23 protein-coding genes are annotated in these 26,836 nt (G+C 65.7%); 2 read left to right on the forward strand and 21 right to left on the reverse strand.

Annotated features, from left to right (window positions below):
- Nucleotides 1–103: 103 nt before the first annotated feature.
- The 4 genes from ACK4S9_RS05730 to ACK4S9_RS05745 are packed head-to-tail and all read right to left on the reverse strand — an operon-like array spanning nt 104 to nt 3,442.
- Entirely contained in the window at nt 104–949 is an 846-nt protein-coding gene (locus ACK4S9_RS05730; RefSeq protein ID WP_409722699.1) for a hydrolase 2, exosortase A system-associated, read from the reverse strand.
- Complete coding sequence (locus tag ACK4S9_RS05735) at nt 946–1,194, reverse strand: acyl carrier protein (protein ID WP_409722702.1); 249 nt, start codon at nt 1,192–1,194, stop codon at nt 946–948. Before ACK4S9_RS05735 ends, ACK4S9_RS05730 begins: the two co-directional genes overlap by 4 nt.
- Complete coding sequence (locus ACK4S9_RS05740; RefSeq protein WP_409722705.1) at nt 1,185–2,234, reverse strand: GNAT family N-acetyltransferase; 1,050 nt, start codon at nt 2,232–2,234, stop codon at nt 1,185–1,187. The genes ACK4S9_RS05735 and ACK4S9_RS05740 overlap by 10 nt, the downstream gene beginning before the upstream one ends.
- Nucleotides 2,231–3,442 (reverse strand): DegT/DnrJ/EryC1/StrS family aminotransferase, encoded by a 1,212-nt coding sequence (locus ACK4S9_RS05745; RefSeq protein WP_409722707.1) that lies wholly within the window; start codon nt 3,440–3,442, stop codon nt 2,231–2,233. Before ACK4S9_RS05745 ends, ACK4S9_RS05740 begins: the two co-directional genes overlap by 4 nt.
- A gap of 130 nt (nt 3,443–3,572) precedes the next feature.
- Between ACK4S9_RS05745 and ACK4S9_RS05750 the strand changes: the two genes are divergently transcribed.
- Both ACK4S9_RS05750 and ACK4S9_RS05755 read left to right on the forward strand, forming a co-directional pair.
- Nucleotides 3,573–5,153 carry an acyl-CoA ligase (AMP-forming), exosortase A system-associated gene (locus ACK4S9_RS05750; RefSeq protein WP_409722710.1) on the forward strand — a complete coding sequence of 527 codons (1,581 nt, stop codon included), beginning with the start codon at nt 3,573–3,575 and terminating at the stop codon, nt 5,151–5,153.
- 4 nt (nt 5,154–5,157) lie between these two features.
- Complete coding sequence (locus tag ACK4S9_RS05755) at nt 5,158–6,390, forward strand: pyridoxal-dependent decarboxylase, exosortase A system-associated (RefSeq protein WP_409722713.1); 1,233 nt, start codon at nt 5,158–5,160, stop codon at nt 6,388–6,390.
- On the opposite strand, the gene ACK4S9_RS05760 is transcribed toward ACK4S9_RS05755, so the two are convergent.
- From ACK4S9_RS05760 to ACK4S9_RS05840, 17 genes are all read right to left on the reverse strand, one after another.
- On the reverse strand, nt 6,387–7,457 hold the full coding sequence (locus ACK4S9_RS05760) for a polysaccharide pyruvyl transferase family protein (protein ID WP_409722716.1): 1,071 nt from the start codon (nt 7,455–7,457) through the stop codon (nt 6,387–6,389). The two genes, ACK4S9_RS05755 and ACK4S9_RS05760, sit on opposite strands and share 4 nt — an antisense overlap.
- Nucleotides 7,458–7,731: 274 nt before the next feature.
- On the reverse strand, nt 7,732–8,736 hold the full coding sequence (locus tag ACK4S9_RS05765) for a glycosyltransferase (RefSeq protein ID WP_409722719.1): 1,005 nt from the start codon (nt 8,734–8,736) through the stop codon (nt 7,732–7,734).
- Between the two features lie 202 nt (nt 8,737–8,938).
- A complete protein-coding gene (locus tag ACK4S9_RS05770; RefSeq protein WP_409722722.1) occupies nt 8,939–10,120 on the reverse strand; it encodes a glycosyltransferase family 4 protein in 1,182 nt (393 codons plus the stop codon).
- 29 nt (nt 10,121–10,149) lie between these two features.
- A complete protein-coding gene (locus ACK4S9_RS05775; protein WP_409722725.1) occupies nt 10,150–11,595 on the reverse strand; it encodes a lipopolysaccharide biosynthesis protein in 1,446 nt (481 codons plus the stop codon).
- A complete protein-coding gene (locus ACK4S9_RS05780; RefSeq protein WP_409722728.1) occupies nt 11,592–12,584 on the reverse strand; it encodes a polysaccharide deacetylase family protein in 993 nt (330 codons plus the stop codon). Before ACK4S9_RS05780 ends, ACK4S9_RS05775 begins: the two co-directional genes overlap by 4 nt.
- A 12-nt stretch (nt 12,585–12,596) precedes the next feature.
- Entirely contained in the window at nt 12,597–14,045 is a 1,449-nt protein-coding gene (locus tag ACK4S9_RS05785; protein WP_409722731.1) for a putative O-glycosylation ligase, exosortase A system-associated, read from the reverse strand.
- Nucleotides 13,996–14,154 (reverse strand): hypothetical protein, encoded by a 159-nt coding sequence (locus ACK4S9_RS05790; RefSeq protein WP_409722734.1) that lies wholly within the window; start codon nt 14,152–14,154, stop codon nt 13,996–13,998. Before ACK4S9_RS05790 ends, ACK4S9_RS05785 begins: the two co-directional genes overlap by 50 nt.
- Nucleotides 14,155–14,165: 11 nt before the next feature.
- Nucleotides 14,166–15,362 carry a glycosyltransferase family 4 protein gene (locus ACK4S9_RS05795; protein WP_409722736.1) on the reverse strand — a complete coding sequence of 399 codons (1,197 nt, stop codon included), beginning with the start codon at nt 15,360–15,362 and terminating at the stop codon, nt 14,166–14,168.
- Nucleotides 15,359–17,293, reverse strand: a complete 1,935-nt coding sequence (locus tag ACK4S9_RS05800; RefSeq protein ID WP_409722739.1) for an XrtA/PEP-CTERM system amidotransferase — start codon at nt 17,291–17,293, stop codon at nt 15,359–15,361. The genes ACK4S9_RS05795 and ACK4S9_RS05800 overlap by 4 nt, the downstream gene beginning before the upstream one ends.
- Nucleotides 17,281–18,474, reverse strand: a complete 1,194-nt coding sequence (locus ACK4S9_RS05805; protein WP_409722742.1) for a TIGR03088 family PEP-CTERM/XrtA system glycosyltransferase — start codon at nt 18,472–18,474, stop codon at nt 17,281–17,283. Before ACK4S9_RS05805 ends, ACK4S9_RS05800 begins: the two co-directional genes overlap by 13 nt.
- A complete protein-coding gene (gene xrtA / locus ACK4S9_RS05810) occupies nt 18,471–20,048 on the reverse strand; it encodes an exosortase A (protein ID WP_409722745.1) in 1,578 nt (525 codons plus the stop codon). Before xrtA ends, ACK4S9_RS05805 begins: the two co-directional genes overlap by 4 nt.
- Nucleotides 20,039–21,232, reverse strand: coding sequence for a TIGR03087 family PEP-CTERM/XrtA system glycosyltransferase (locus tag ACK4S9_RS05815; RefSeq protein WP_409722748.1), 1,194 nt, complete (start codon nt 21,230–21,232; stop codon nt 20,039–20,041). The genes xrtA and ACK4S9_RS05815 overlap by 10 nt, the downstream gene beginning before the upstream one ends.
- Before the next feature lie 3 nt (nt 21,233–21,235).
- On the reverse strand, nt 21,236–22,333 hold the full coding sequence (locus tag ACK4S9_RS05820) for a FemAB family XrtA/PEP-CTERM system-associated protein (protein WP_409722750.1): 1,098 nt from the start codon (nt 22,331–22,333) through the stop codon (nt 21,236–21,238).
- 46 nt (nt 22,334–22,379) lie between these two features.
- Complete coding sequence (locus ACK4S9_RS05825) at nt 22,380–23,264, reverse strand: XrtA system polysaccharide deacetylase (RefSeq protein ID WP_409722753.1); 885 nt, start codon at nt 23,262–23,264, stop codon at nt 22,380–22,382.
- The gene (locus ACK4S9_RS05830) at nt 23,261–24,295 is read right to left on the reverse strand and encodes an XrtA/PEP-CTERM system-associated ATPase (RefSeq protein ID WP_409722757.1); all 1,035 of its coding nucleotides are present in this window, start codon (nt 24,293–24,295) and stop codon (nt 23,261–23,263) included. The genes ACK4S9_RS05825 and ACK4S9_RS05830 overlap by 4 nt, the downstream gene beginning before the upstream one ends.
- Nucleotides 24,296–24,308: 13 nt before the next feature.
- Complete coding sequence (locus ACK4S9_RS05835; RefSeq protein WP_409722759.1) at nt 24,309–25,886, reverse strand: TIGR03016 family PEP-CTERM system-associated outer membrane protein; 1,578 nt, start codon at nt 25,884–25,886, stop codon at nt 24,309–24,311.
- Nucleotides 25,867–26,835, reverse strand: coding sequence for an XrtA-associated tyrosine autokinase (locus ACK4S9_RS05840; RefSeq protein WP_409722762.1), 969 nt, complete (start codon nt 26,833–26,835; stop codon nt 25,867–25,869). Before ACK4S9_RS05840 ends, ACK4S9_RS05835 begins: the two co-directional genes overlap by 20 nt.
- Nucleotide 26,836 lies beyond the last annotated feature (1 nt).

Raw genomic sequence — 26,836 nt, forward strand, 5'->3', positions numbered from 1 at the left:
GGCAGGCGGCGCGGGCAGCGTGGCCACGCCGACCAGCCACTCGCCCGCGCATGGGAAGGCGAGCGCTTTCTCGTCGTAGCGCAGCGCAGCGCTCGGCACGGCGTCAAGCTGCATCGGTCTGCTCCTTCAGCGCTTCACAGGTGGCCGCCACCAAGTCCGGGCATATGCTGATTTCCGGGGTGGCCCAGAACTGCGGGCCGAGGACCTGGCGCAACTGCAGCTGCACGCCCAGGGCGCGCCAGAGCCGCGCGGTATTGGTCGCGGCGGACGAGGGTGGGCGGCCGCTCGTTGCCGCCAACTCGAACCAGTATACCGGCAGGCCGCGCGGCGCCAGCGCCGTGTCGTCGAGAGCATCGACCGCGCGCACCAGTTCCGGATGCACTTCGTAGCCGGCCACTTCCAAGGTTTCGCCGCGGGCCAGGGTGGCGCGCAAGGCGGCGGTGCCGCTCCGGGTGTCGCCGCCGGCCAGCATGTCGGCAGCGATGCGGGTACGCAGGAACTGGGTCATGAAGCCTTGTCCGCCAAGGACCGGTTGCCACAGGACGATCGCCGCCGGCGGGGTGTCGCTGGTGCGGGCAAAGTCGAGCGCGAGCGCGGCGCCAAGCCGCAGACCCAGCAGGGTCAGCGGCTGGCCCAGGCGCGCATCGAGCCAGGCGGCGGCGGCCTCCAGGTCGCGCTTCCAGCCGTTCCAGCGTGCATCGACGAAATCGCCGCTGCTGTCGCCGCAGCCGTGCAGGTCGACCTGCAGCACGCCGTAGCCGCTTGCCGCCAGGGCGCGCGCCTGCAGCGCGGCCTGGCGCCGCGAGCGGTTCAGCTCTTCGGCAAACGGATGCACGTAGAGCAGCGCGCCGCGGCAGGCGGCCAGTGGCGGGTGGAACAGACAGAAACGCTCTCCGCCGTCGACCCGCAGGAAGAAGGGTTCGGGGGCGCCTGCCGGGGCTTGGCTCATTCGCCGCGCTTTTCCTGCACGAAGGCCGCCAGGCTACCCAGGGTGGCGAAAGTGCTGGCGCTGATCTCGTCGTCGTCGACCAGGATGCCGAACTGCTCCTCGAGCGCGCCGATCAGGCTCACCACCGCCATCGAATCGAGTTCGGGCAGGCTGCCCAGCAGGGGCGAGTCCGCGGTGAGGGTTTCGCCTGTGGGACCAAGGTTGAGCACGTCGGTGAGGATGTTCCTGACTTCGTTCAAATACATTGTTGCTCCGATGATTGAGTGCCCGCCGCGCGGGCCTGCAGCCTGCGATGCCAGCTGCGCAGCGCCGGCCAGCGGTAAGTGTTGAGATGGTAGAGCGTGCGCACCTCATCCGTCCAGCGAAGATGCCATTCCATGACCTTGCCGTAGAACTCGATGTGCTTGACACGCCCCAGCTCGAACAGGTGCCGAGTTTCTTCCTCGCGCATCAGGAGGGTGGGCGACAGCGCTTTGTCCACCGATTCGTCGTAGGCGGTCTTGAGCACCACGATGCAATCCGGTCCTTCGATGCACAGGTCGCTCGCTACCAGCCGCTCTCCGAACCAGTAGCGGTAGATGCAGCCCGCGCCGCGCAAGCAGAATGCTTGCAGCATGTCGCGGTAGAAGCGCCCCTGGTCGTTGTCGGCATGGACCGCGGTGCCGCCGCCGGCTTTCCAACCCGTGCTTTCCATATTGCCGTAGTCCGCCACCGCTGCCGCCACCGCCTCGGAGGCGCGCAGCACTTCCAGCCGAGGCACGATACCTTCGCGCTCCAGCCTGGCGCGCTGTTTCTTGAGGTTGCTGCGCAAATTCTTGCCGCGCCCTTCCCAGTATTGCGCAAAATCCCCGCGAATGCTGATGCGGGCAGTCAGGATGTAGTCGAGCGTCTGCACGCAGCCGGCATCCGGTGGACGCGGATATAATTCCGGATCGCATTGGGTCAGTCCCAGCACCAGGGCGAAGCCGGGCAGGGCGCGTACCAGCGCCGCGCTCAGGGCGGCGCTGTCCAGGCCGGGGCGCTGCAGCCAGATCCCGACCGGCGCCTGGGCCGGCTGGAAGGTTTGCCAGCGTGCGCGGCCGCCGGGTGCGAGCACCGCCATCGCCAGGGTCTGGCCGTCCTGGCGGCAGATGGCCAGTAGTTCGCCGCCGGAAGCGAAATGCTCCAGCAGCGGCAGCACGAAGTCGGCGGCCAGCAGTGGCGAGGCCGGTCCTTCGCCGTGCAGGCGCGTCCATTCCTCGACGTGCCGGGCAAAACCCCTGGCGGAGACGAAATGCCACTTCATGCGGCTTGCACCCTCGGCTGCAGCGCGGTGCGCAGCTGCCCGGTCATCCACGCCAGCTCGTCCGCACGCAGTTCCTGGTGACAGGGCAGGGCCAGCACATGGTGCGCCAGCATTGCGCTGTTGGCGCAAGTGGCGGCATCCGCGCCCGGCCAGCGCGGCAGGCCGAAGCGCACCAGCGGCACCCCGGCTGCGTGCAGCCGTTCGAACGCGGTGTCCGGATCGTCGAACAGCAGCGGGCACTGCCAGGGCACCACGTCCTCGGGCAGCCGCGCGAACAGCGGGCGGCAGCCACCCAGGCCGCGCACCGCTTCTTCGATCATCAGATAGTGGCGCCTCCGCAGGGCGGCGATGCGGGTGCTGGAGGCCAGCGCCATCACCGTCCGCGAGAACCAGGACGAGCGCTTGTCGACCCAGTGCGGTTCGAAGTCGAAGCCGCTGTCGGACGAAGCCGGCGCCAGGGCCGGCGTGCTCGCCGGATCGGTCCCGGACGGCACGGCGCGGCGCGACTTGAGCGCGTTCCAGGCCAGGTCCTTCAGCCGCAGGGGCAGGCGCAGAAGCATCCGTACGAGGGGCAGGCGTCCATGGGCGAAACTGTTTTCCAGCGCCGCCAGCGCAGCCTTGGCCTCGAAACCGAGGCCTGCCGAGCGCAGCGCGATCTCGTCGAGCCGGTGGCGGCTCGAGACCAGGCAGCCGCCCTCGTAGGTCGGAAAGAACTTCATGCTGCTGGCGATCGCATAATCGCCCCAGGAGCCGAGCGGGCGGCCCCCGTGCTCGCCGAAGAAGCCGTGGGCGCAGTCTTCCAGCAACCCGATACCGTGGGCGTCGCAGAAGGCGCGGATCGCCGCCATGTCCTGGGGGAAGCCGAAATAATGGGTCACCATCATGGCCCGCGTCGCCGGGCCGAGCCGGGCTCCGACATCCGCCAGGTCGACCGAGGCGTCAGGCCCGATCCGGTAGAATACCGGTGTCGCCCCGCACCAGCGCACCGGAGGCACCATCGACGCGCTGTGGTAGGCCGGCACCAGCACCTGGTCGCCCGCCTTGACGCCCATCCGGCGCAGCGCGAGCGCGATCGCCACCCTGCCGCTAGTCACCTTGCGCACCTGTCCGGCATCGAGCACCGAGCGCGGCCGCCGGCCGGGAACAGAGACGAACGAGGCACGCGACAGCACGGGGGCGATCGGTATCCTGGGGCGCTGTTCCGTCATGTCAGAAATTTTCAAGTTAGACAACATAGTATAAGGGGTGTGGCCTCGGTTTGTTGTTCCGTTTGGAATCGAAAATGTTAAGATGGCGCCCGCTTTTCCCTACCCTCCCGCCCCGTACAAAAAGGTTTGAATGAGCGACCTGGTTCACGATTTGATTTTCACGACCGCGCGCCGGCTGCCCGCCGCCGAAGCGCTGGCGTACGGCAACGAACGGCTCGACTACGCGGGACTGGAAAGGGCCGTGCGCGGCGCGGCCGTCATGCTGCTGGAGGCCGGGCTGCAGCCGCGCGAGCGGGTTGCGGTCTACCTTGAAAAGCGGATCGAAACGGTGGCGGCGATGTTCGGCGCGTCCGCCGCCGGCGCCGTGTTCGTGCCGGTCAACCCGCTGCTGAAGGCGCCGCAGGTGGCCCACATCCTGGCGGACTGCAATGCACGCGTGCTGGTGACTTCGAGCGAGCGCCTGCGCCAGCTGACCGACGAGCTGGCGCATTGCCCCGACCTGCATACCGTGATCGTGGTCGGTGCTGCGGCCGCGGCGCTGCCCCAGGCGCCGTCCGCTTGCCACATCCTGGCCTGGGACGCCGACCGCGAACCGGGCGCTGCGCGCCCTCACGGCGCCATCGACGCCGACATGGCCGCCATCCTGTACACCTCGGGCAGCACCGGCAAGCCGAAGGGAGTGGTACTGTCGCACCGGAACATCGTGGCCGGCGCCCGCAGCGTTGCCGGCTACCTCGGCAATACCGGGGACGACCGCGTTCTCGCCGTGCTGCCGCTCAGTTTCGATTATGGCCTGAGCCAGCTCACCACGGCCTTCCTCAGTGGCGCGGCCGTGGTCCTGATCAACCACCTGTTCCCGCGTGACGTCCTCAAGGCCGTCGTTGCCGAGCGCATCACCGGCTTGGCCGCGGTGCCGCCGCTGTGGATCCAGTTGGCGCAGCTGGACTGGCCGGCGGAGTGCAGCCTGCGCTACCTGACCAATTCGGGCGGCGCCATGCCCGGCGCCACCGTCGACGCGCTGCGCGCCGTGCTGCCGAAGGCCGATCTGTTCCTGATGTACGGCCTGACCGAAGCCTTCCGCTCAACCTACCTGCCGCCTCAGGAGCTGGCGCGCCGGCCCGGTTCGATGGGCCGCGCGATCCCGAATGCCGAGGTGCTGGTGGTGCGTCCGGACGGCAGCCTGTGCGAGGCCGATGAGCCGGGCGAGCTGGTGCATCGGGGCGCCCTGGTCTCGCTCGGCTACTGGAACGACCCGGTGAAGACCGCTGAACGCTTCCGCCCGGCTCCCGGCCAGGATCCAGCCCTGCCGCTCACCGAACTGGCCGTATGGTCGGGCGACACCGTGCGCCGCGACGAGGACGGCTACCTGTACTTCATCGGCCGTAGCGACGACCTGATCAAGGTGTCGGGTTACCGCGTCAGCCCGAGCGAGGTCGAGGAGACCGTGCATGCGAGCGGCCTGGTCGAGGAAGCGGTCGCCTTCGGCGTGCCCCATCCCACCCTTGGGCAGGGCATCGTCCTGCTGGCGGTGGCGCGCGAGCCTGGATTGTCTCCGGCCGTCCTGCAAAAGGAATGCCAGCGCCGCCTGCCCGCCTGGATGGTGCCGGCCCATGTCGAATTGCGTTCTGGCCCGCTGCCCCGCAACCCGAACGGCAAGTTCGACCGTCCAGCCTTGCGCGCGCCGTTCATCGCGCTGTTCGACAAAAATTGAGACCATGAGCACCAAACCAGTCCATGCGCCGCAAGCCGGCTTTCCCGTCGTCGACGGCTGCCTGCAGGTCGGCGGCATTCCGCTGACCCGCCTGGCCCAGCGGGTCGGCAGCACGCCTTTCTATGCCTACGACCGCAGTCTGCTTACCGAGCGGGTGCGCCACCTGCGCGCCCACCTTCCGGCCGCGCTGGAACTGCATTATTCGGTCAAGGCCAATCCGATGCCGGCCCTGGTCCAGCACCTGGCCGGCCTGGTCGACGGCCTCGACGTTGCCTCCGGCGGCGAACTGGCGGTGGCGCTCGATACCGGCATGGCACCGCAACGCATCAGCTTTGCCGGTCCCGGCAAGTCGGACGCCGAGCTGCGCCAGGCGATCGCCGCCGGGACCTGCATCCATGCCGAATCGGAACGCGAGATCCGGGCGGTGGCGCGCCTGGGCGGCGAGCTCGGCATCGCTCCGCAACTGGTCTTGCGCATCAACCCGGATTTCGAACTGAAGGGTTCGGGCATGCGCATGGGCGGCGGCGCCAAGCAGTTCGGCATCGACGCCGAGCAAGCGCCGCGCATGCTGGCGCTGGCCGCGCAGCTGGGATTGGACGTGCTGGGCTTTCATATCTTCAGCGGCTCGCAGAGCCTGAAGGCCGACGCGATCATTGAGGCGCAGGCGCAGACGGTCGAACTGGCGCTGAACCTTGCCGATGCGGCACCTGGCCCGGTACGCATGCTCAACATCGGCGGGGGCTTCGGTATTCCCTATTTTCCGGGCGAGGCGCCGCTCGACCTGGCGCCGATCGGCGCCGGCCTCGAGGCGCTGCTGCCGCGCGTGCAGGCGGCGCTGCCGCATGCCACGCTGTCGATCGAACTGGGACGCTACCTGGTGGGTGAAGCGGGCGTCTACGTGGCGCGCGTGGTTGACCGCAAGATCTCGCGCGGTCAGGTCTTCCTGGTCACTGACGGCGGCCTGCACCATCACCTGGCGGCGTCCGGTAATTTCGGGCAGGTGATCCGCAAGAATTATCCTGTTGCGATCGGCAACCGCATGCTTGCAGGCGAGACCGAGGTGGCGTCGGTGGTCGGTCCATTGTGCACGCCGCTCGACCTGCTGGCCGACCGCATGGATCTGGCGCGCGCCGAGGTGGGCGACCTGGTGGTCGTGTTCCAGTCGGGCGCCTATGGCATGAGCGCCAGCCCGGCTGCCTTCCTGGGGCATCCGGCGGCGCGCGAAGTGCTCGTCTAAGCCCGCAAGGCAGTCTGCTCGACCGCGCGCGGGCGGGCGCCGTTGCGGCGGTGCACCACGTCGCGCCGCACCTCATCGAGTTTCTCCATCAGCCGCTCGATCGATTCCAGGTGATTGCGCTCTTCGCTCAGGCACGGCGTTCCGTGCTGTGCCAGCTTGCCGAGCGCCTCGACCACCGTGTCCTCCATGTCGGCGCGATTCGTTTCCGGCACCGGCGGCGTCCAGTTGTCGGTCCAGATGCCCATCTTGCGCAGGTTGCGCTTGACCGAGGTCTTGAATTTTTCCATCGGCGTAAAGTTGCGCTCCATATCGTAAATGCTCGCGATCGTTTGCGGCGTGTACGGCATGTCGAGCGACTGGCACCAATCCTGCCATTTGAAATCGAGGATGTGGTCATAGCAGGCGACCGGGACCCATGGCACCCGCAAGGCATCCGCGACGATTGCCGCATGCATCGCTTCAGCGATCACGAGCCGCGAACGGCGCATCTGGAAGATAGTTTCGTGGATGTCATAGGCAGGGTCGATGTAATTTATTCCCGCCTTCTCGCACAATGCCTTCCAGTCGGCGAAGCGCGAGCTGGCGTGATGCGGCATGAAGGACACCATGCCGGTCTGCTCCACGGGCCGGGCGGGCAGGACCTGCGTCAGCAGGACTGCCGGATCGGTAATGGCCAGCGAAGGAGAAATACCGAGGCGCTGGGCCGACAGGGGACCGCGTACGCAGTAAAACTGCCACTTTTCGTCGATCGTCGGGAACTGGTGGTAGCCGACGCCGGAGCCGAACACGTACTTGGTCGGAGCAAGGGGGGCGCGGCTGTTGATCAGCGTGCCGATGCCGACCAGGACTTCGGAATCGTCCTCGTCGAACAGTTCCGGCGCGAGGCTGTACCAGATGAGAGAATTCAGGTCATCCCCGAAATTGCCAATCGGGTCTTTGTAGTAGAAAAGTTTCATTTCTCGGAAGCGCTGTGTTGAGAAGGAATCCAGCGTAGCGAGACTGCATCCAGGATGCACGACCGCTTCATGGCTTTCGTTTTTTGTGCAGCAAGACGATTGCATGCTCATGTCACAGCACCCTCAGCGGTAATGAAAGTGTGTTGGGCAGTAGCTTGTGGCGCAGCAGTAGCATGCATCATCAGTAGACCGTCTGACAAGCATCGATCTCATACTGACGAGTTATTGTAAACGAAATTCCATTCGTTCCAATGTATTCACTTTTTATTAATAATTGCTGATTTTAAGGATTTTATGGCTGTGCTAATACGACGGTATGCTCATGGCGCTACCGGTGTGGAGGCCAGCATCCTGGCCCGCGCGAAGTCTTTGTTGCTGACGACTACTAAGCTACGTGCACAGGCTTGCGAATGCTTGCCGGGCCAGCAGGGCGAACAGACTGAAGGATTGTCCAGGCAATATGGCGCAGCGGTGCGGGCAGGCGTGTCATCACCGCTTTGCACATGAACTTGAGCTCCGCCGGCCGTTCGTTCAGCAAATTTAGCATTTCCTGTGCCGTTACAAAGTCACCGCGGCCGAAGGCGACGTGGAACACGCCCACGCGCCTGTCGCGAATATGGCCGAGAATGATGTCGCGATAGCCCGCAGCGATCATATGACGATTCAGGGCGTATTCGAGGATGTATGCGGCGCCCCGTACCTGCCGCATTGAATCCCCCGACTCGTTCGAGGCGTGTTTGCGGATATGTACCAGCGGCCGCTTGCACAACACAGTCCTGCCGGCTTCGAGTACCCGCAGCGTGAATTCCCAGTCTTCGGCGCCGACATCGTGGAAGGCCAGGTCGAAGCCACCCAGGCGCTGGTAGAGCGCTTTGCTGAAGATACAACCCGATACGAACAGCGGCTGATAGACCATGGTCCTGACGTACAGGTCGGGGATATCATATAAAAAATCGCCTTCGACCCGGGCACCATCGAAAAACCCTTGAGGTGCGCTAGAGAACTTGTCTGGAAAGATGCCGAGGTCGTTAAAGGTAACGAAATTGCTGTAAAACGCCTGGAACTCCGGATGGCGGCCGAACCAATCCGCAGCTGTTGCAACGAAGTCCGGGGCCAGCAGGTCATCGGAATCGCACAAGGCGATATATTCGCCTGTCGCAAGTGCGACACCTGTGTTGCGCGCGACCTGCACGCCACCGTTCGGCAGGGAAACCATTTTGATCCTGTCGCCGAATCCCGCCAATACGCGCGCCGTATCGTCCGTCGAACCATCGTCAACCACGATGATTTCATGAAAAGCCTTATGTTGGGCGAGAGCACTGTCGATGGTCTGAGCGACCAGGCTGGCACGGTTATATGACGGTATGACGAGGCTGACGGTAACGGGCATTGTCTTGTTGCGGCCAGACCGCAATCCCAAAAAAGAACGATCGGTTTATGCTGTAAATATTATACCGACTTGCATTCAAGATTTTTTGCAATGTGTACTTACCGTCTCTTTTGGCTGAAATACCGTATATTTACATTGCAATTTAATGTAAATTATTGCAGCGTGGAATTGCGGCGCCTTCGGTGGTGTCCAGCTTTTATCCTCAGCTGACGGCGCTGGTTTGCAGCGTTCGGTGCAACACCTGGCTGATGGCGCTGGCGTGGTGCTCGATCGAATACTGGCGCGCCTTGCGCGCGGCATTCTCCCCGAGCCGTGCCGCAAAGGCCGGTTCGGACAGCAGACGCGTGACCGCTGCCGCGAGGACGGCCGGTTTGCGCGGCTCGATCAGGAGGCCGTCGAGCTCGTGCTCGATCACATCCAGCGGTCCGCCTTCGTTGGACGCGATGGTCGGCCTGCCCATGGCCATGCCTTCCAGGAAGGTGCGGCCGAAGGGTTCCGGTTTGGTCGATGCATGCAGGACGACCGAACTCATCGACAGGATGTCGGGAATATCTTTGCGCGAACCCAGCATGTGCACCCGCCCGTGCAGGTCCGGCGCTGCGGCGCGCCGTGTAATCATCTCGGCGAACTGGTTGTCCTTGCCGTAGGCCGACCCGACCAGCAAGATGCGGGCACTGGGGAAACGCGCCAGGATTTCCGGTGCCGCGTCGAGTAACACATCCTGTCCTTTCCAGTCGACCAGTCCGCCGACCAGAGTAATGACCGGTTCGTTCCCGGCAAGGCCGAGCTCGGCGCGGATGGCCTGGCTGGGCGGGCGCACGTGGAACAGATCGAGATCCAGCCCTTCCGGCACGACGGTACATTTTGTCGGCGGGAGGCCGAGGGTGACCAGTTCCGCCTTGACGGCATGGGACACCGGAATGCAATGGTCGAGCTGTTCGAGCACCCAGCGGTTGCCGCGGGTGTCGGCGTTGAACCCGCGCGCATGCAGCACTAGCGGCAGTCCGGCCATCTTGGCGGCCATGGCGGCCGCGAGGTTGCAGCTGCAGTCATTGTTCAGGTAGACCAGCTGGATACGCTTGGCCCGGAATGCCCAGTAATGGCGCAGCGCATAGGGCAGGAGATTCACCGCATTATCCAGGACCGATCCGAAGCGCTGGCCGAACTGGCGCAGGCGTCTCTGGCCGACCAGGGTGACCGGGCGCAGGTGGCGCCAGTCGCCCACGCGGGCGAGTCGCTGGTAGGGCTCGGTGCCGATGCTGGTAAAGATGTGTGGTTTGAACTCGGGAGGAATTTTCTCGAGGAACGCGGCGAGCGAGATGATGGCGCCGCCGTAGCCTGCGCCATTCTCGCAGAACCCGACGTTAATCTGTCCGGATCGCATTCTCTTCTCTGTTATTGTTGCTTGATATCTCATCCGCGCATCCTCATCGCAACCCATTCGCGTGCCTGGTATAAGTGAGCCTTGATCGGGTGTCCGGTCAGGACGATACCGGCGAACCAGCCCACCAAGGCGCCGCAAGCTCCTACCACGAGTTCCAGCCAGGGGTGCTTGCCATTCATGAACAGCAGCATCACCATTGCAGGGCCGATAGCGCTGGTGAGCGTGACGAGGGCGCTCTTTCCGGTAGCGCGCAGCACGCCGGCGAGTTCGATGCCCGTCGCCGCATACAGTTGGCGCGACGTGATCGCCACGGTATAGCACTCGGCCAGCACCAGTGCGACGGCAACGGCAACCAGGCCGAAGGGGCTGGCCACGAGGATGGCCAGGATGCGCACCGGCTGCGTCAGCACCTGGCTTGCGGTGGCCTGTCCGACCTTGCCGAAAGCGATCATCACATCGCCGGCGAAAGATGTCAGGCAGACGGCAGCCCCCATGATGCACAGGACCTGCACGACGGGAACCGACGCATCCCATTGCAGCCCGAAGAGCACGCGTACCGTTGGCAGGGCCAGCAGGGCCATCACGGCGTAGAAGGGCCAGGCGAACACGGTAAGGTACTCGACCGCGGCGCGGTATGCCAACGCCGGATCGCCCTTTTCGCGGCGCAGCTGGGCGAAATATGGCAGCACCAGCGGCACGATGGCGCCGTTGACGAGCGTCCTGAACATCTGCACCAGGCCGTTGGCCCGGCTGAAATAGCCGGATGCCGCCAGGCTGATGGCCTTGCCGATGATGACATCGGGACCGTTGGTGCCGAGGACCGTGACGATATTGCCGAGGCTGTTGACGCTGCCGAAGGACAGGATTTCCCTGATCTTCCTGAAGCTGGGGACGAAGGGCGTTCCCTTGTCGCGCAAGACCACTGCGGCGATGCCGAAGGACAGGATGCCTGCGAAATTTGCCCATGCCAGACTCAGTGCGCCGTAACCCTGGTATCCCAGGCTGACCGCGGTGATGACGTGCGAGACGGAGCTGACCACCCGGACGATCAGGATCTTCTTGAACTGCATGTTGCGCCTGAAGATCGAGGTCAGGAGGCCGCCGAGTGGCGTCACGGCGAAGCTGCAAGCCATCACGGCCAGGATGTCGACCACCCGTGGCTCGTCGTAGAAGCGCGCGACCAGGGGCGCGCAGGCGTACAGCAGCAGGGCGATGCCCCATGCCAGGATGATCGCGACGCCATAGGCGGAGCGGATTCGTTCCGCCGTCAGCTCCTCGACCTGGATCAGGTATTTGCCGACGCCGAAATCGCGGAACACGTGCAGCAGCGCCATCAGGAAGGCGGCAACTGAATAGATGCCGATCTCTTCCGGTGTAATGAGGCGGGCCAGGAACATGACGCCGATGAACTGGATCGCCATTTCGCTGTACTGGGTCACGAAGGACAGGCCCAGCGACTTCTTGAGCTGGCTCATGCGGCCCTCCCAGCCAGCCAGTAAAGCAGGCGGCCTGCGAACTTCATCCGATGATTATCCCACGGGCGGCTGCGCGGAATCGTATAACGGCCGGTATGACGCGTCACGGGGCCAACCGCCGTCGTGAACGCCGCGCTGTAGCCTGCTTCGCGCACCATCTGCGCATGGCGCTCATCGAAGTCGATGCCCTGCTTGCCGTTCGGGTAGGCGAACAGGCGTACCGGTTTGCCGATGATCGACTCCAGATGCTGCTTGTTTCCAGCGATTTCCGCTTGCGCCGTCGCATCGTCGACGCAGGTCAGGATCGGATGGGTGATCGTGTGGCCACCGATCTCGACCCCCGCCCGGTTCAGCGCCAGCAACATGTCGCGCGTAAGCATCAGTTCCTGCTCCAGCGAGCAGCCGACCAGCGTTTCCAGCTTATGGTTCAACTGCGCCCGTCCGGCGGGAGGAAGGTACTTCGAGCGTTCGGTCAGGGCCTGGACGGCGTTCTGGCGGTCCTGGGGCGTGTGCAAGGGATAGCTGCCGAAGCCGATGTCGCTCAGTTCGAGTTCGCCGCGAGGCAGGCGCCGCGCCGCTTCGAGGATGACGTCGTTCCACATGCTGCCCTTGTCGATGTGGCCGGTAGTCACGAACACGGTGGCGGGAAGCTGGTACTGCTGCAGCACCGGCAAGGCCAGGTCATGCGTGGAACGATAGCCATCGTCAAAAGTGATCGCCACCGCGCGCGGCGGCATGCGTTCGGCCTTCAGCATCTCGAGGGCATCGTGCAGGGGAAGCACGTTGAAGCAACTGGCCAGCAGCTCCATCTGCCAGTGGAAGGTCTCGACGGTCGGCTCGGACGCCAGCAGCGGATCGGGGCGTTCCAGGATGCGGTGGTAATTGACGATGCAAAGGCGTCCCTCGCCGGCGCCTCGGGGAGCGATGGCGTCGCCCAGCGTGCGGATCACGCTATCGCTGAGGCGCGTTGTTGTTCTGGCTTGATTCATGATCCTTGATGATTACGCGGTCTTGTCGTGTCCACGGCGCAGGATTCGCACTTCTTCGAGGCCGGCAGGTGACGCATGGGGGCGGCGGATGGCGACCTTGCTGACCGCCGCCGGCGCCAGTTTGGCCAGTTCGGCGGGGACCAAGCGCTTCTCGATGACGATCGTCAGCCCGAATAAAGTGAAAATCAGGTCGAAATAAGCGAAGCTGAGCGCCGCGCCGCCGAAGGCGAAGGCAAAGATACTCAGCTGTATCATGGTCGACATGGTGGACAGCCATACCGGCCCACCTGCCCGCTTGACCTTTTTGGCCGCGCGTCCGGCTTTGCGCCAGGCAGTCACCAGGCAGGCAAGGTAGATGAACAGCCCGACGAAGCCATGGTCGCCCAGCACCTGGAAATAGACGCTGTGCGCGGCGCGCGCAAACGTGGTCGTCGGCAGGGCGTCGCCCGTGTAGAACCAGGCATATTCATGGAAGTGCGTCGACAGCTGCGCCCATACTGTGAACGTTTCCAGTGCCTTGAAGCCGCCGCCGAAGAAGGGGTTCTGTGTCGCCAGGATGAAGCTCAGTTTCCAGGCGACGACCCGTCCCATGAAGGAAGCATCCTCGTTGGCCGATTCGATGGTATCGATACGGGCCGCCCATTCGGACGATGCCACGTTTGCCAGCACGGCGACCACGATCACCGTCAGCACCGTCAGCAGGCCCTTGCGCTCGCTCTTCAGGAACAGGTAGCCGCCCAGCGCCAGCAGCGCCATGAATCCGCCGCGCGACTGGGTCCCGATGACGGCGAAAACGAGCATGCACATGACGCCGATCAGGCCAAGCTGAAGCAGGCGCGAGCGGGCTCCGTACTCCCCGAGCAGGTAGACGCAGATCGGCAAGGTCATGACGAACGCCAGGGCCAGCTCGTTACGATCGCCCAGGACGTGGCCGGTCATGCCGGCGATCATGTGATTGCCGCCGCTGGCGAGATACTTGAGGGCCTCGAGACTGCCGTAGAAGCCGACCGACAAGACCACACCCCACAACAGCACGTCGATATGGAGCTTCTTTTCGACGATGGCGAGAATGAACACGAACAGGGCGACGACTTTCGAAAAGCGGTTCCAGTGTTCCCAGGCGACTGCCGATGGGCTCAGCGCCATGGCCGTGCTTATGGTGGTCCAGATGAAGAACAGCAGGATCATCACGCCGAGTCCGGTAAGGTGGAATTTCGGCTTGTTCTTCTGTATCAGGTAAGTCAGGATGGTCACGCCTGCAAACAGCAGGTTGTAGCGGATACTGCTGGCCGCACCGTACACCCAGCCATTGGGAAAGAACAGTGCGGTCCAGGGCCACATGGCCAAGGCAATGAAAGGCCGCTGCAGCATCGCATACAGCAGTACCGGAAGCAGGGCTAGTAACAGGACGTCACGCATTCTTCGATCCTTGCCTCGGCTTGGCCGGTTTGTCGCCGGCATCGGTTTTGGCTTTGGCCTCGGCTTCTGCCTCGGCCTTGTCGGTGCGCAGCGCCCACAGGCACAGGTAGCTGACCGCGAGCAGGTCCAGTGCCCACAGAAGTGATTCCATCCTCGTATTCCTTATCTTTCGCCCAGGACGACCGGCTGCCCGGCCACGCGGGACGCGCGGCGCTCCAGCACCTCGCGGAACAGGCGAAGCTGGCCGGCACTGGTGTCGTCCCAGCTGAAGCCTTCGGCGTAGCGGCGCGTGGCGGCGCGGTCGGGGTAGTTCGCGCGTAGCGCATTGACGGCATCGGCCACGCCCTGGGGCGTGCGTTCGGCCATCAGGACGCCCGCTTCCGGCGCCGCCACCACCTCAGGCGTGCCGTAGACGCGGCTGGCGACTACCGGGGTGCCGCAAGCCATCGACTCGAGCAACACGTTAGCCCACCCTTCGCGCGAGGAGGCCAGCACCAAAGCGTCAGCGTTTCCGTAGTGCTCGCGCAGGTTTGCCTGCGGTACGGCACCCAGGAACTGCACCCGGTCGCCCACCTGCAGACGGCGCGCCAGCTCTTCCAGCATACCGCGGTTTGGGCCGTCGCCGGCCACTACCAGGCGCACGCCCGGCAGCAGGGGCAGGGCTGCGACGATCAGCTCCTGCGCCTTGACCGGCACCAGGTGACCGACAGCGAGCAGCGTGAACAGCGGATCCGGCCGACGCTCGATCGGGTGGAACAGTTGCAGATCGACGCCGTTGCGCAGCGACGTCACGCGCTCAGGCTGCACGCCCAGCGCCACGACTTCGTCGCGCAGCGCATTGCAGACGGTGATGACGGCATCGGCGCGGCGCGCCGCCCACTTGATCATCCGGCGCGGCAGCGCGTACTGCGGCAGCAGGGTGATGTCGGAGCCGCGTGCCGTGACGACCAGGGGCTTGTTGAAGTGACGCGCCAGCATGGCCGCGGCCACGCCGTCCGGATAGAAATAGTGGGCGTCGATCAGGTCGAAGTCAAAGCCTTCGTCGAGGATGCGCGCGATCGCCGGCTTGGCCGCCTGCGCCAGCAGCAGCGGCGCGACGTTCATGCCGATTTTCGGCAGTACCGGGTAGCGCGGGTGCGCCACCTCCAGCCCGTGACGTACTTCGGCGCGTGGCACCCTGGCCATTTTCGCGTAGTTGCCAAAACGCGGATGCGTGGACGGGAACCAAGCCACCGGCGCCACCACGCGCGCCTGCACCTGGCCGGTCGCGACCAGGTGGCGCAGGCGCGTTTCCACGAAGATGCCGTGGCCGGGTTTCTCCGTATTCGGAAACAAGGTGCTGAACGTCAGGATCTTCATGCGGCGACTGCGATGGCGGGGGCGGCAGCGCTGGACCCTGCAGCGCCGTTGTTGCGCAGGAAAGCGTCGAACATCAGCACCGACCACAGGGTCGTGCTGTGGTCTTTCGCGCTCGACTGGTGTTCGTCCACCATCCGCTTGAGGAAGTCCGGATTGAAGATGCCAGTGTCGAGCAGGGCTGGATTGAGCACTGCCCGGCGCATGCTTTCCGCCAGCGGTCCGCGCAGCCAGGCCGCCAGCGGGATCGAGAAGCCCTGCTTCTTGCGATACAGGATATCGTCCGACAGGTAGGGCTGCAGCGCCTTCTTGAAGATGTGCTTGCCCTCGCCGTTGCGCAGCTTGGTATTCGAAGGCAGGCCCGAGACCCACTCGACGAACTGGTGGTCGAGCAGGGGGACGCGCACTTCCAGCGCATGGGCCATGCTGGCGCGATCGACCTTGGTCAGGATGTCGCCCGGCAGGTAGGTCTTCATGTCGAGGTACTGGATCAGCGACAGCGGGTCGTCGGTCGGCGCACCGGCGGCATAGCCGCGCATCACTTCGACCGCGCGGTAGCCTTGCAGGCGCTGTTTGAAGCCGTTTGAAAACAGCTGGTTGCGGATGCGGTCGTTGTTGATCGACACGCCGTGGAAGTAACCCTCGGTGAGGTCGCGCGCCAGCGCTTCGAAGGTGGTCTTGGCGCGGAACATGCGTGGCGCCCAGTCGGCCTTCGGGTAAGCGGCGCCGAGCAGGCCGAACACCGGCTTGCGCACGGCCAGCGGCAGCAGCGAGCGTACGCGGTTCTCGCCCATCGCCATGCGGTGGCGGCGATAGCCGGCGAAGTTCTCGTCGCCGCCGTCACCCGACAGGGCCACGGTCACGCGCTTCCTGGCCAGCTGGCAGACGCGGTAGGTCGGGATCGCCGAGCTGTCGGCATAGGGCTCGTCGTACAGGGCCGCCAAGGTGTCGAGCAAGCCGTAGTCGTCCTTGTCCACGGTCTCGCACTGGTGCGTGGTCTTGTATTGCTCGGCCACCTGGCGCGCGTACTCGGATTCGTCGAAGGCCGGGTCGTTGAAGGCGATCGAACAGGTGTTGACCGGGCCGTCGGTCACGCCAGCCATCATCGCTACCACCGCGCTCGAGTCGACGCCCCCGGACAGGAAGGCGCCCAGCGGCACGTCCGAGATCAGGTGGCTCTGCACCGCCTCGCGCAGGCGCTCCACCAGCTGGGCTTCCATGTCGCGTTCGCTCATGGGTGCATGCGGGGTGAAAGGGACGTCCCAGTACTGCTTCGATGTCGGCAGCGGCTGGCCGACGCGCAGGGTCAGGGTATGGCCCGGCAGCAGCTTTTTCGCGCCGGTGAAGATGGTGCGCGGTTCCGGCACGTAGCCGTAGGCGAAATATTCTTCGACCGCCAGCGGGTCGATCTCGCGGCTCAGGTTCGGCAGGGTGAGCAGTGATTTCAGTTCCGAGCCGAAGGCGAACATCCCGTCGGGCAGCAGCGCATAATGCATCGGCTTGATGCCGATGCGGTCGCGCGCCAGGAACAGGGTCTTTTTCGGGCGGTCCCAGATCGCGAAGGCGAACATGCCGCGCAGGTGGTTCACGCAGGCCTCGCCCCACTGTTCGTAGGCGTGCACGATGGTCTCGCTGTCGGAAGGCGTGCGGAACACGTGGCCCAGGCCCTGCAGCTCGGCGCGCAGCTCGCGGAAGTTGTAGATCTCGCCATTGAACACCAGGGCGATGGTCTCGTCCTCGTTGAACAGGGGCTGCAGCCCGGCTTCGAGCGCAATGATCGACAGCCGGCGGTGACCGAAGCCCAGTCCTGGCTCGAGGTGCAGATCGCCTTCCACCGGCCCGCGGTGGAACTGGCTTTCGTTCATTCGGTGCAGCAGCCCGCGGTCGATGGCGCGGCTGCCTTGCATGTCAAAAATTCCAACTATTCCGCACATGGTGTGATCGCTTTTCTCGGTGTTTTCTTGGTGTGGCACAGCTCGTCGTACAGGGCGACGTAGGCTGCCAGCATGGCTCGCATGCTGTATTTCTGTTCGATACGCGCGCGGCCTGCGGCGCCGTGGCGGCGCGCCAGCGCGCGGTCTCGCACATACGGGACGATCGCGGCGGCCATGGCGCGGGCGTCCCCCGACGGCACCAGGGTGCCGCTGTTCCCATGCGCCACCAGTTCGGGGATGCCGCCGACGGCGGTGGACACTACCGGCAGCTCGCTGGCCATCGCTTCCAGCATGGTGACCGGGGTGCCCTCGGCGATCGAGGACAGTGCGAACAGCGAGAAACTGCGCATCACCGGCGCCACGTCAGCGCGCGCGCCGGCGAACCAGACACTGTCTTGCAGGCCGGCCGCCTGGACACGGGCTTCGAGCGACGCGCGCAGCGGGCCGTCGCCAACCAGTACCAGGCGCAGGCGCTCGCCTGGCAGGTCGCGGCGCAGGATGTCGAAAGCATCAATCAGGGTGACCTGGTCCTTGACGTCCTGCAGGCGCCCGACGGTACCGATCACGAATGCGTCCGGGTCCTGCCAGGCTTCCGCAACGCCGGCATTGGCACCCGCATGGAAGCGCTCGGTGTCGACGCCATTGTCGATCAGCTGCAACTTGCGCTTCGGGATCCGCACCGTGCTCTCCAGCCAGCCTCGCAGATCGTGCGAGACCGGCACGTAGCGGTCGATGAAGGGGACCAGCAGGCGGCGCAGCAGGTTGTGCTTCGGATTGAGGCCCTGCGGATCGCGCGCGTCGCGTCCGTGTTCGGCATGTACCCGTGCCGGCACGCCGGCGGCCCAGGCCGTGGCGGCATATTCGATGGCGCCGAGGTTATAGGTGTGCAGGATCGCCGGGCGCAAGCGGCGCAGCAAGCGAAACAGGTCGGCGTGGGTGCCCAGGGCCAGGCCGGGCGGCTTGTGCAGCGCGAACAGCGCCACATCCGGACGAGTGATGCGCTGCGCGAAATCGGTGTAGTCGGTAAGACAGATCACCGCATGCCGGTAGCACCCGGCAGGCATGCGGTTGATCGTGTCCACCAACAGGGTCTCCAGGCCCCCGATGTCGAGACGATAGATCAGGTGCGCGACCAACGGCGCCTCCACGCAGGCCGATGCGGCGGGCAGTGCAACGCTCATCTGACGGGCCCCTTGGCGGCATTCAGCGCAGCGTCGAGCGCCGCAAAGTGCTGCGCCGTGAAGGCGCGCAGCGTGGCGCGCGCCGCATCCTGGCCGTCCACGGCCGGGACCGCGAGCACGACGAGGGCGCCGTCGTCGCCGCGGAACCACAGCTTGCCTTGTGCCTGGCGCAGCTTGCCCACGACGTTGCTGCTCAGGTAGCGACCGTCCACCCACATGGAGTGCCATACCAGCAGCGGGCCGTCCGGACCGCGCAGCACCGTCTCGCGCAGCGGCAGGCTGCGGCCGCCCAGCGTTTCGGTGCGCAGCGCGGACGAGATCTCGTGGTAAGCGTCTTTCTCGCCGACCAGGCGGTTGACCGAGCTGATCAGGCCCTTCTGCTTGCTCTGGTTGCGGTAGTACAGCATCTGCAGCAGGACCGGGCTGCCGTCCTGAGCGCGATAGCTGCGCTCAAGACGGGTATCCGGTTCCATGTAGTGGACGCGCCACGCGGGGAAACCCGAGGCCGCCGGCAGGCCAACGGCGGGCTCCGCCAGGACGACCGGGCGCGGGTTGTGGTTAGCGCTGTCATTGTAGGCGGCGAAGGCCGGCCAGGCGGCGCTTACCGCCACCACGGCTACCGCGATCGGCACCAGCGACTTCGCCGGGCCATGCGCCGCGGCCAGCGTTGGCACTTCCTGGGCTGCGGCGGCTGGCGCCGGCTGCTCGTCCTCGCGCCAGTAGCTGCCGACCCAGAACATGATGAACATGATGATGCCGAAGAAAAGCCAGCCGTAGACCAGGTGGTCGACGCCGGTGGCCAGTTCCATGCCGCTGGTATGGCCGATCATCACGATGCCGTAGGCGCGCAGCCAGTTGGCGACGATCGGCACCAGGATCGCCATGCCGATGAAGACGGCGCGCCGCAGGTTCGACCGGTAGGTCAGGTAGGCATACAGGCAGCCCAGCGTGATCGAGGAGATCAGGTAGCGGATGCCGCTGCAGGCCTCCACCACCGACCAGCTGCCGGTGGGCAGCTCGAAGCGGGTGCCGTTGCGCAGCACCGGGATGCCGGTGGCTTGCACCGCCCACACCGTGAAGTCGGCGGTATGCTGGATCAGGGGACCGACGAAGACTTCGCCGAAGGGCACCGCGAACAGCAGGAACAGCAGCGGGAAGGTGAATTTCGCCGCCAGGCGCGGGCCCAGCAGCGTGAGCGCGGCGAGCGGCATCATGGCCACGAAGGCGTACTGCATCACCACCCCGACGTCGCCCATGCGACCGGCCAGCCAGGCCGCGCCGGCGCCGGCCATCAGCGCCAACCCCGGCCACCAGGGCTGCGCCGGAATGCGCGCGAACCAGGCGCGCTGGCGCCAGATCAGCCACAGGCTGACCGGCAGGATCACGTAGCCGTGGGCGAAGGTCTCGGAACTGTTCCAGATCCCCACCATCGAAGCGGCGGTGCCATAGAAGAGCAGGATCGGGACCAGCAGGGCCAGGGCCAGCGCGGCAATGCTGGCGCCCGCCCGCGGGGCCGGGAGCGCGATGCCGTGCTGTGCGGCCTGGTCGACGCCAGGCGGAGGTTTCAGGAACATTCGAGTCGCTCCCCGATGCAGGCCAGGTTGCTCGGCCAGCTGTACTTGCGTTCAACCCTGGCGCGCGCGGCCAGGCCCATGTCGTTGCCGCTGCGCGCCAGCAGCAGCGCCACCGCCTCGACGAAACCGGCGGCGTCCTGCGCCAGCACCAGTTCGCGGCCCGGCTCGGCCTCGATGCCTTCCAGCGCCTGCGGCGTCACCACCACCGGGGTGGCCATCGCCATCGCCTCGAGCACCTTGTTCTGGATGCCGCGCGCGATGCGCAGCGGGGCCACCGCGGCGCGCGCATGCTTGATGTAGGGCCGCACGTCCGGCACCGTGCCGGTGACCACGATGTTCGGCTGCTTCGCCAGTTCCAGCACCGCCTGGGCCGGGCGTGCGCCGACGATGTAGAAGCGCAGTTCGGGGAAGCGCGCGCGCAGCAGCGGCATGGCTTCGCCGGCAAACCACTGCACCGCATCCACGTTCGGCCAGTAATCCATGGCGCCGGTGAACACGATCGCCTGCTCGCCTTCCTTGAACGGGGACGGGCCGGCGGCATCGGGCGAGAAGTAGTCGGTGTCGACACCGTTGCTGAAGAAACCGATGCGCGCATCGCTCTCGGGAGCGAGCTGGCGGAACAGGTCCGCTTCCGGGGCCGACACGAACAGCGAGGCGTCGTAGTCGCGCGCCACCTGGCGCTCGTAGGACAGCAGCTGGCGCGCCTCGTGGCGGTACAGCCAGCTCATTGGCCAGGATTTCTTGTCGGCGTACTGGCGCCACTTGTCCGAATCGACGTCGCAGAAGTCGACCACGCGGCGCGCGTTCGGGTACTTGTCGGCGTACTGCGCCATCGCCGACGAGAACACCAGCACCCGCTGGATTTTGTGCGCGGCGACGGTCTGGTCGACCCAGCGAGCCAATCCGGCGTCGCGGTAGTAGTCGAGCGAGAGCGAGCGCTTCTTGACCAGCGCACCCAGGCTGCGCACCCGTGCCAGGGTCGGATTCAGGGCCGCGAAATGGCTGCTCGCGCACATCTTCTCGACGGTCGGCACGTGCTGCCAGTCGTCGGGATCGTCCACGAACGTCGCCAGGTGCACCCGGTAGTCGCGCGCCAGGTGCTTGAGCAGGTGGTAGGAACGAATCTTGTCGCCCTTGTTGGGCGGGTAGGGGATCCGGTGGATCAAGAGCAGCAGGTCTTCCACGTCTTATCCCAGGTTGCGCACGATATAGGGGCCGAGGAAGTTCGCCACCGGCAGCGGCAGCTTCTTCCACATCTTGATGAACAGCTGGTACTTCGGGTTCAGCGGATTGTTGTCCGGCAGCTTGTCGGCGCCGTACAGCTTGTACTCGTAGGGCAGCGGCGTGGCGGTAAAGCCCCAGTTCTTCTTGAAGTCGTAGGCGCCGGTGCCGAGCTTGCTGCGGCCGTAGTCGAAGATGCGGCAGCCACGTGCGGCGGCGGCCTGCATCAGGTTCCAGTACATGAAGTCGTTGCCGGCCACTTCGCGCGCCAGGTCCATGCCGCCGCCGTAGTAGGGCACGACCTCGTCGCGCCAGTAGAAGGACAGCACCGAGGCCACCAGGCGGTCGTCTTCGGTATAAATGCTGCGCACTTCGCATTCGTCGCCGAAGACCTGCTGCAGCAGCGCAAAGTATTTTTTCGGGAACACCGGGGTGCCCAGGCGCAGCACGCTGTTGGCATAGGCCTCGAACATGCGGTCGACGTTGTCCTCGACCACGCCCTTCAGGCCCAGCTTGATCCCCTTGCGCACCATGGCGCGCTGCTTGCGCGGGATGGCGTTCATGTTGGCCTCGTCGTCGGCGCTGATCTCCTTGCGGAAGGTGACGTACAGCTCCTTGGTGTGCCAGCTGTTGTCGTCCGGATGGGCGCGCGTCATGCCGCGGTATTCGAGGTGGCCAACGCCCAGCTCGCGCGCCAGCTTGTCGGCGGCCTCGTCGAGCAGCGCACGTGCACCGTCGTCGATGGCCGCCACGCCGCCGTAGACGCAGAAGGGCATCGCGCCCAGCGAGTGGCCGAACAGGCGGCTCTTGATTTCCGCAAGCGGCAGCACGCCCTGGATCTGGCCATCCTGCTGGACGTAGTAGAACCAGGTCTTGATGCCGAAGGATTCTTCGATGACCTTTTGCCATCCCGACAGGTGGAAGAAGGTCGCGTCCGGGCAGGCGCGTACGAACGCATCCCAGCGCGCGCGTTCGTGCGGCTGCAGGAGGTGGAGGGTTTGCGGTCCGGTGGCGAGCACCGGGGCGGCGCGCTTGGCCTGTGCCGCTTCAATGATCGAGTTCATGCCGTGCTATGCCTTGTTGGTGTTGTTGTGCGTGTTGCTGCGGTGCTTATCGTTGGTCGAGGAAGATGCGGTCCATGCGGTCCCAGGCGAAGTCGCGCGCCAGCTGCTCGAGGCGGCCTTCCATGCGTTCGATGTTGACGTAGTGGCGGAAACGCGACTTGGCGTCCAGGCCCTGCGGGCGCGGCTGGCCCGGATCGAGTTCCCAGGGATGGAAGTAGAACAGGGCCGGCTGGCGGTCCTCGCGGTTCACTTTCTGCATCATCCAGCGCGACAGGGCGTAGGGCAGCAGGCGGAAGTAGCCGCCGCCGCCGGCCGGCAGGTTCCGGCCCAGCATGTTCACGGTGGTGACGGGGACCTCCAGCAGGCCGTCCGGGCCGTGCGGGTAGAAGGCGAAGCGCGGCGCGTCCGGCATGCCGTAGTGGTCGTGGGCGATCGGGTAGATGCTCGAGCTGTAGCGGTAGCCGGCTTCCTGCAGGGCCTCGAGCGCCCACAGGTTGGCGTGGCCGATCGAGAAGCTCGGCGCGCGGTAGCCCAGCACGGCCTGGCCGCCGATGTCTTCCAGCAGGGCCTTGCTGGATCGGATGTCGTTGTCGAACTGGGCCCGGCTCTGGTCCGAGGCGCGCAGGTGGCCGTAGCCGTGGCTGGCCAGCTCGTGGCCGGCGGCGACGATCCTCCGCACCATGCCGGGATAGCGCTCGGCGATCCAGCCCAGCGTGAAGAACGTGGCCTTCACGCCGTGGCGTTCGTAGATGGCCAGGATGCGTTCCATGTTCGCTTCGACCCGGCATTCGCGCGAGGGCCAGGAGTCGCGGTCGATGTAGGGAGCGAAGGCCGAGACCTGGAAGTAGTCCTCGACGTCGCAGGTCATCGCGTTACGGATGCGCTCGCCCGGGGCCGGGGCGGGGCGGGCTACGGGTTCGTAGGGTTTCATTCCTGATTGTCCATGTGCTGGGCCGCGGCGCCCTGGGGCGTGGCGACGATTTTCTTCAGGATCGACAGTACCGAGACGATCGACTTTTCGAGGCGCATCATGCGTTCGTCGAGCACTTCCACGCTGGCGGCGCGGCGCTCGCCCATGCGGGTATCCACCGTGCGCAGCTCCCCTTGCGGCAGGGCGCCGGCCTCCGGCGTGCCCATGACCTCGGGGAGCTGGTATTCCTCGGCGATGTCGCGCACCACCGTGTTGACGTCTTCTTCGCCGAAGGCGTGCATCTCTTCCAGGTAGCCCATCAGGAGCACCCGGTCCATCAGGGTATTGGTCTTGCGCGGGATGCCGCCGCTGTAGGCGTAGATCGCCGCATGCGCGCCGTCGTCGAAAGCGGGGTCGCCCTGCCAGCCAACCGTGGCCAGGCGGTGCTCGACGTAGGCGCGGGTCTCCTGCGCGTCCATCGGTCCCAGGTGGTAGCTGGCGATCACGCGCTGGCGCAGCTGCTGCATGCCGGGGCTGTGCAAGGTGGCGCGAAATTCTGGCTGGCCGAGCAGGAAAGTCTGCAGCAGCGAGCGGTCGTCGGTCTGGAAGTTCGACAGCATGCGTAGTTCCTCGACCGTGCGCGCGTTCAGGTTCTGCGCTTCGTCGATCACCAGCAGGGCGCGTTTGCCCTGGCGGTCGACGCCGCGCAGGAACTGTTCCAGGCGGTTCAGCAGCTCGGCCTTGCTGGCGCCCTCGTAGGGCAGGCCGAAGCTCGACACCACCATGCGCAGGGTGTCTTCCGGATCGAGGCTGGTGTTGACGATGTGGGCGGCGACGATCTGGTCGGTCGGAATCTTGTTGAGCAGGTTGCGCACCAGGGTGGTCTTGCCGGCGCCGACTTCACCGGTGATGACGATGAAGCCCTCGCCTTGCGACAGGCCGTACTCGAGGTAGGCCATGGCGCGCTTGTGGCCCTTGCTGCCGAAGAAGAAGTGGGGGTCCGGGCGCAGCTGGAAAGGCTTGGCGGACAGCCCGTAATAAGTCTCGTACATCGCTTGCGACTCCTTAAAGCTGGGCGGACAGGCTGGCGGAAATGGAATGCTCTTGATACGGGCCGCTGGTCCGGCCGGAGAAACCGATCGCGCCGGTGCGACGCTGCAGGTCGACCGTGGCACGCACGTTACGGCCGAGCTGGTGCTGCAGGCCGATGCGGACATTGCGCCGCGTATCCTCGATATCGGTCGTCAGCGACAGGCTGCGCGACCAGCCGAAAGCGGCTACCGCGTTGGTGCGCGGGTTGAGGCGGTAATCGAAAGTGGCACTCGCGCCTTTCTGGCGCACGTTGTCGTTGCGCGAGCTGAGCTGGCTGCCCAGCAGGGCGCTGTCGTTCTCCTGGCTCGACAGGGCGACGCGTTCGCTGCGCGACACGGACAGGATGCCGGTGGTGCGTGCCAGCTTGAACGCCATCGATCCCTGCAGGCTGCGCTGGTGGAAATAACGGTTGCTCAGGAAGTTGATGTCGTTCGCCAGGCTGGGCGGCAGGCCAGTGTTCTGGATATAGGCCGCAATGGCCTCGCGCCGCGCCGCCGGGTCCGGGATCGCCGTGGCGAACAACCGGTCCAGCAGCGCTCCCGTGTCGACCGCGGAGGGCAGCAGGAATTCTTCGCGCGAGGTGGTGATGCCGTCGTCGTAGGCGATGTTCCAGGAAGTGCGCCGGCTCCGGTGCACCAGCGAGAATGCACCGGTCTGGCCGTAGAAATGGCGGCCGAGGGATGCGCTCAGCTTGGTGCGCGACGAAGGGGTCCAGTCGACACCGTAGGACCAGTTGCGGCCCTCGCTGTTGCCGCCGCCCAGGGCCGGGAAACGATAGCGGTCGTAGCCCACCGTGGCGGTCAGGCCCACGCGTGGCGTGAGGGCGTAGCGCAGGTTGGCGTTTGCGACCTGGCTGGCGGTCTCGCCGTTGAGCGAATCATCCAGTTCCTGGCGCACGTAGCTCAGGCCCCAGCCGAATACGTCGAATGCGGCGCCGCTCGCCAGGTTGGCGGCGATGCTGTCGCCGGTGGTCGTGGCGAAACCGCGGTAGTCGGCGCCCTCGACCCGGTCACGGGTATAGCGCAGCGACAGCGCGGCCTGCTGCCCATAGCGCTGCTCGAGATGGGGGCTGATGCGCCATGTCTTGACCTTGGCCTGGTTGGACGCGAGCCAGGGAGCATCCTCGACCCGCGGGCCGAAAGCGGAAATGTTGTTCGGCCTGGCCGAGGCGCTGGCGTCGACGTACAGCAGGTCCTGCGCCAGCGTCGCGCGTCCGGACAGGTCGTACTCGAAGCTGTGGTCGAGCGTGTCGCGCAGGTCATCGTCGCGGTAGTCGAAGTGGCGCCATTGCGCCTTGCCGTTCAGGATCAGGCGTTTGCCGGTCTTGGCGAAGCTCAGCGAGGGAGTGATCTGGCTGATGAACTGCGACTGCTTTTCCTGGTTGCTCTGCTGCCTGAAATTGTCGGTGTAGCGCTCGGTCACCGTCAGCGCCGGCACCACGCGCCAGTCGGCGCGGCATTCGGAAGCGAGCAGCATCGCTGCGATCGCGAGCGGTGCCAGGCGCGGCATGCGTGCCACGCCGGCATGGAGCTCACCCATAGTGGTAATCATACGTTTCTTCGATGCCGGGGATATCCCTGGTCTTGTTATAGATGAGGTTGACGTTAGGGCAGCCCTCGAGCTGGCGCAGCGCCTCGCCGACCGCATGCTGGGTAGTCTTCTGGGCTTCCACCACCACCACGATCTGGCCCATGTGGCTGGCCAGGGCGCGCGCTTCGCTGGTGAGCAGCAGGGGCGGCGAGTCGAAGATCACGACCCGGTCCGGATAGCGGTTGGCGATCTCCTGCACGAGGTTGGCCATGGTCGAGCTGGCGAGCAGCTCGGTGGCGCGCGGGGTGCTGGTGCCGGCGGCCAGGATGCTCAGGGTGTCGACGTTGGTGCGCAGCAGGACGTCGGAGACGTCGAGCTTGTCGTCCACCAGCAGGTCCATCAGGCCGCGCTGGGCCGGCAGGCCGAGCGTGCTCAGCACCGAGGGGCGCGCCACGTCGGCGTCCACGAGCAGCACGGTGTGGTCGAGTTCCATGGCGATGCTCATCGCCAGGTTGATGGCGCAATAGGTCTTGCCTTCGCCCGGCAGGGAACTGGTCATCATGATCAGGTTGGCCGGATTCTCGCCCGGGTTGGATTCGCCGAAGGCGCGCTTGAGCAGCGGGCGCTTGATGATGCGGAAATCTTCCACCAGCGAAGTGCGGCCGCCGGCGGCGGTGACCATGCCGCTGGCGCGCATCTTGGCCAGGTCGAGCTCCACCTTGCGGGTCTGGCGCCGTGGCGCGGTTTCCGCTTCGACGACCGGAGCGGCAGCAGCGGCGGCCGACGCCGCGCCGGCGGGAGGCGGGGGCGGCAGCACCGGCGCACCGGCGGCGACGGGTTCGAGGACTTCGAGGTCGGCCGTTTCCACGGCATGCGATACAGCCAGTTGCGCCGGCATCGGCGCCTGGACCGGCGCGGCCTGGCCGCGTTCCTGGTCGATGCGGCGCGCCGCTTTTTCGATAATGCTCACG

The sequence above is a fragment of the Massilia sp. genome (assembly GCF_046293535.1).
Classification (GTDB): domain Bacteria; phylum Pseudomonadota; class Gammaproteobacteria; order Burkholderiales; family Burkholderiaceae_D; genus Telluria.

Excerpts from the sequence above, each read along its gene's own strand:
- ACK4S9_RS05730 (WP_409722699.1), bottom strand. The coding sequence starts at position 949 with ATGAGCCAAGCCCCGGCAGGCGCCCCCGAACCCTTCTTCCTGCGGGTC.
- ACK4S9_RS05735 (WP_409722702.1), bottom strand. The coding sequence starts at position 1,194 with ATGTATTTGAACGAAGTCAGGAACATCCTCACCGACGTGCTCAACCTT.
- ACK4S9_RS05740 (WP_409722705.1), bottom strand. The coding sequence starts at position 2,234 with ATGAAGTGGCATTTCGTCTCCGCCAGGGGTTTTGCCCGGCACGTCGAG.
- ACK4S9_RS05745 (WP_409722707.1), bottom strand. The coding sequence starts at position 3,442 with ATGACGGAACAGCGCCCCAGGATACCGATCGCCCCCGTGCTGTCGCGT.
- ACK4S9_RS05750 (WP_409722710.1), top strand. The coding sequence starts at position 3,573 with ATGAGCGACCTGGTTCACGATTTGATTTTCACGACCGCGCGCCGGCTG.
- ACK4S9_RS05755 (WP_409722713.1), top strand. The coding sequence starts at position 5,158 with ATGAGCACCAAACCAGTCCATGCGCCGCAAGCCGGCTTTCCCGTCGTC.
- ACK4S9_RS05760 (WP_409722716.1), bottom strand. The coding sequence starts at position 7,457 with ATGAGCATGCAATCGTCTTGCTGCACAAAAAACGAAAGCCATGAAGCG.
- ACK4S9_RS05765 (WP_409722719.1), bottom strand. The coding sequence starts at position 8,736 with ATGCCCGTTACCGTCAGCCTCGTCATACCGTCATATAACCGTGCCAGC.
- ACK4S9_RS05770 (WP_409722722.1), bottom strand. The coding sequence starts at position 10,120 with ATGCGATCCGGACAGATTAACGTCGGGTTCTGCGAGAATGGCGCAGGC.
- ACK4S9_RS05775 (WP_409722725.1), bottom strand. The coding sequence starts at position 11,595 with ATGAGCCAGCTCAAGAAGTCGCTGGGCCTGTCCTTCGTGACCCAGTAC.
- ACK4S9_RS05780 (WP_409722728.1), bottom strand. The coding sequence starts at position 12,584 with ATGAATCAAGCCAGAACAACAACGCGCCTCAGCGATAGCGTGATCCGC.
- ACK4S9_RS05785 (WP_409722731.1), bottom strand. The coding sequence starts at position 14,045 with ATGCCGGCGACAAACCGGCCAAGCCGAGGCAAGGATCGAAGAATGCGT.
- ACK4S9_RS05790 (WP_409722734.1), bottom strand. The coding sequence starts at position 14,154 with ATGGAATCACTTCTGTGGGCACTGGACCTGCTCGCGGTCAGCTACCTG.
- ACK4S9_RS05795 (WP_409722736.1), bottom strand. The coding sequence starts at position 15,362 with ATGAAGATCCTGACGTTCAGCACCTTGTTTCCGAATACGGAGAAACCC.
- ACK4S9_RS05800 (WP_409722739.1), bottom strand. The coding sequence starts at position 17,293 with ATGTGCGGAATAGTTGGAATTTTTGACATGCAAGGCAGCCGCGCCATC.
- ACK4S9_RS05805 (WP_409722742.1), bottom strand. The coding sequence starts at position 18,474 with ATGAGCGTTGCACTGCCCGCCGCATCGGCCTGCGTGGAGGCGCCGTTG.
- xrtA (WP_409722745.1), bottom strand. The coding sequence starts at position 20,048 with ATGTTCCTGAAACCTCCGCCTGGCGTCGACCAGGCCGCACAGCACGGC.
- ACK4S9_RS05820 (WP_409722750.1), bottom strand. The coding sequence starts at position 22,333 with ATGAACTCGATCATTGAAGCGGCACAGGCCAAGCGCGCCGCCCCGGTG.
- ACK4S9_RS05825 (WP_409722753.1), bottom strand. The coding sequence starts at position 23,264 with ATGAAACCCTACGAACCCGTAGCCCGCCCCGCCCCGGCCCCGGGCGAG.
- ACK4S9_RS05830 (WP_409722757.1), bottom strand. The coding sequence starts at position 24,295 with ATGTACGAGACTTATTACGGGCTGTCCGCCAAGCCTTTCCAGCTGCGC.
- ACK4S9_RS05835 (WP_409722759.1), bottom strand. The coding sequence starts at position 25,886 with ATGATTACCACTATGGGTGAGCTCCATGCCGGCGTGGCACGCATGCCG.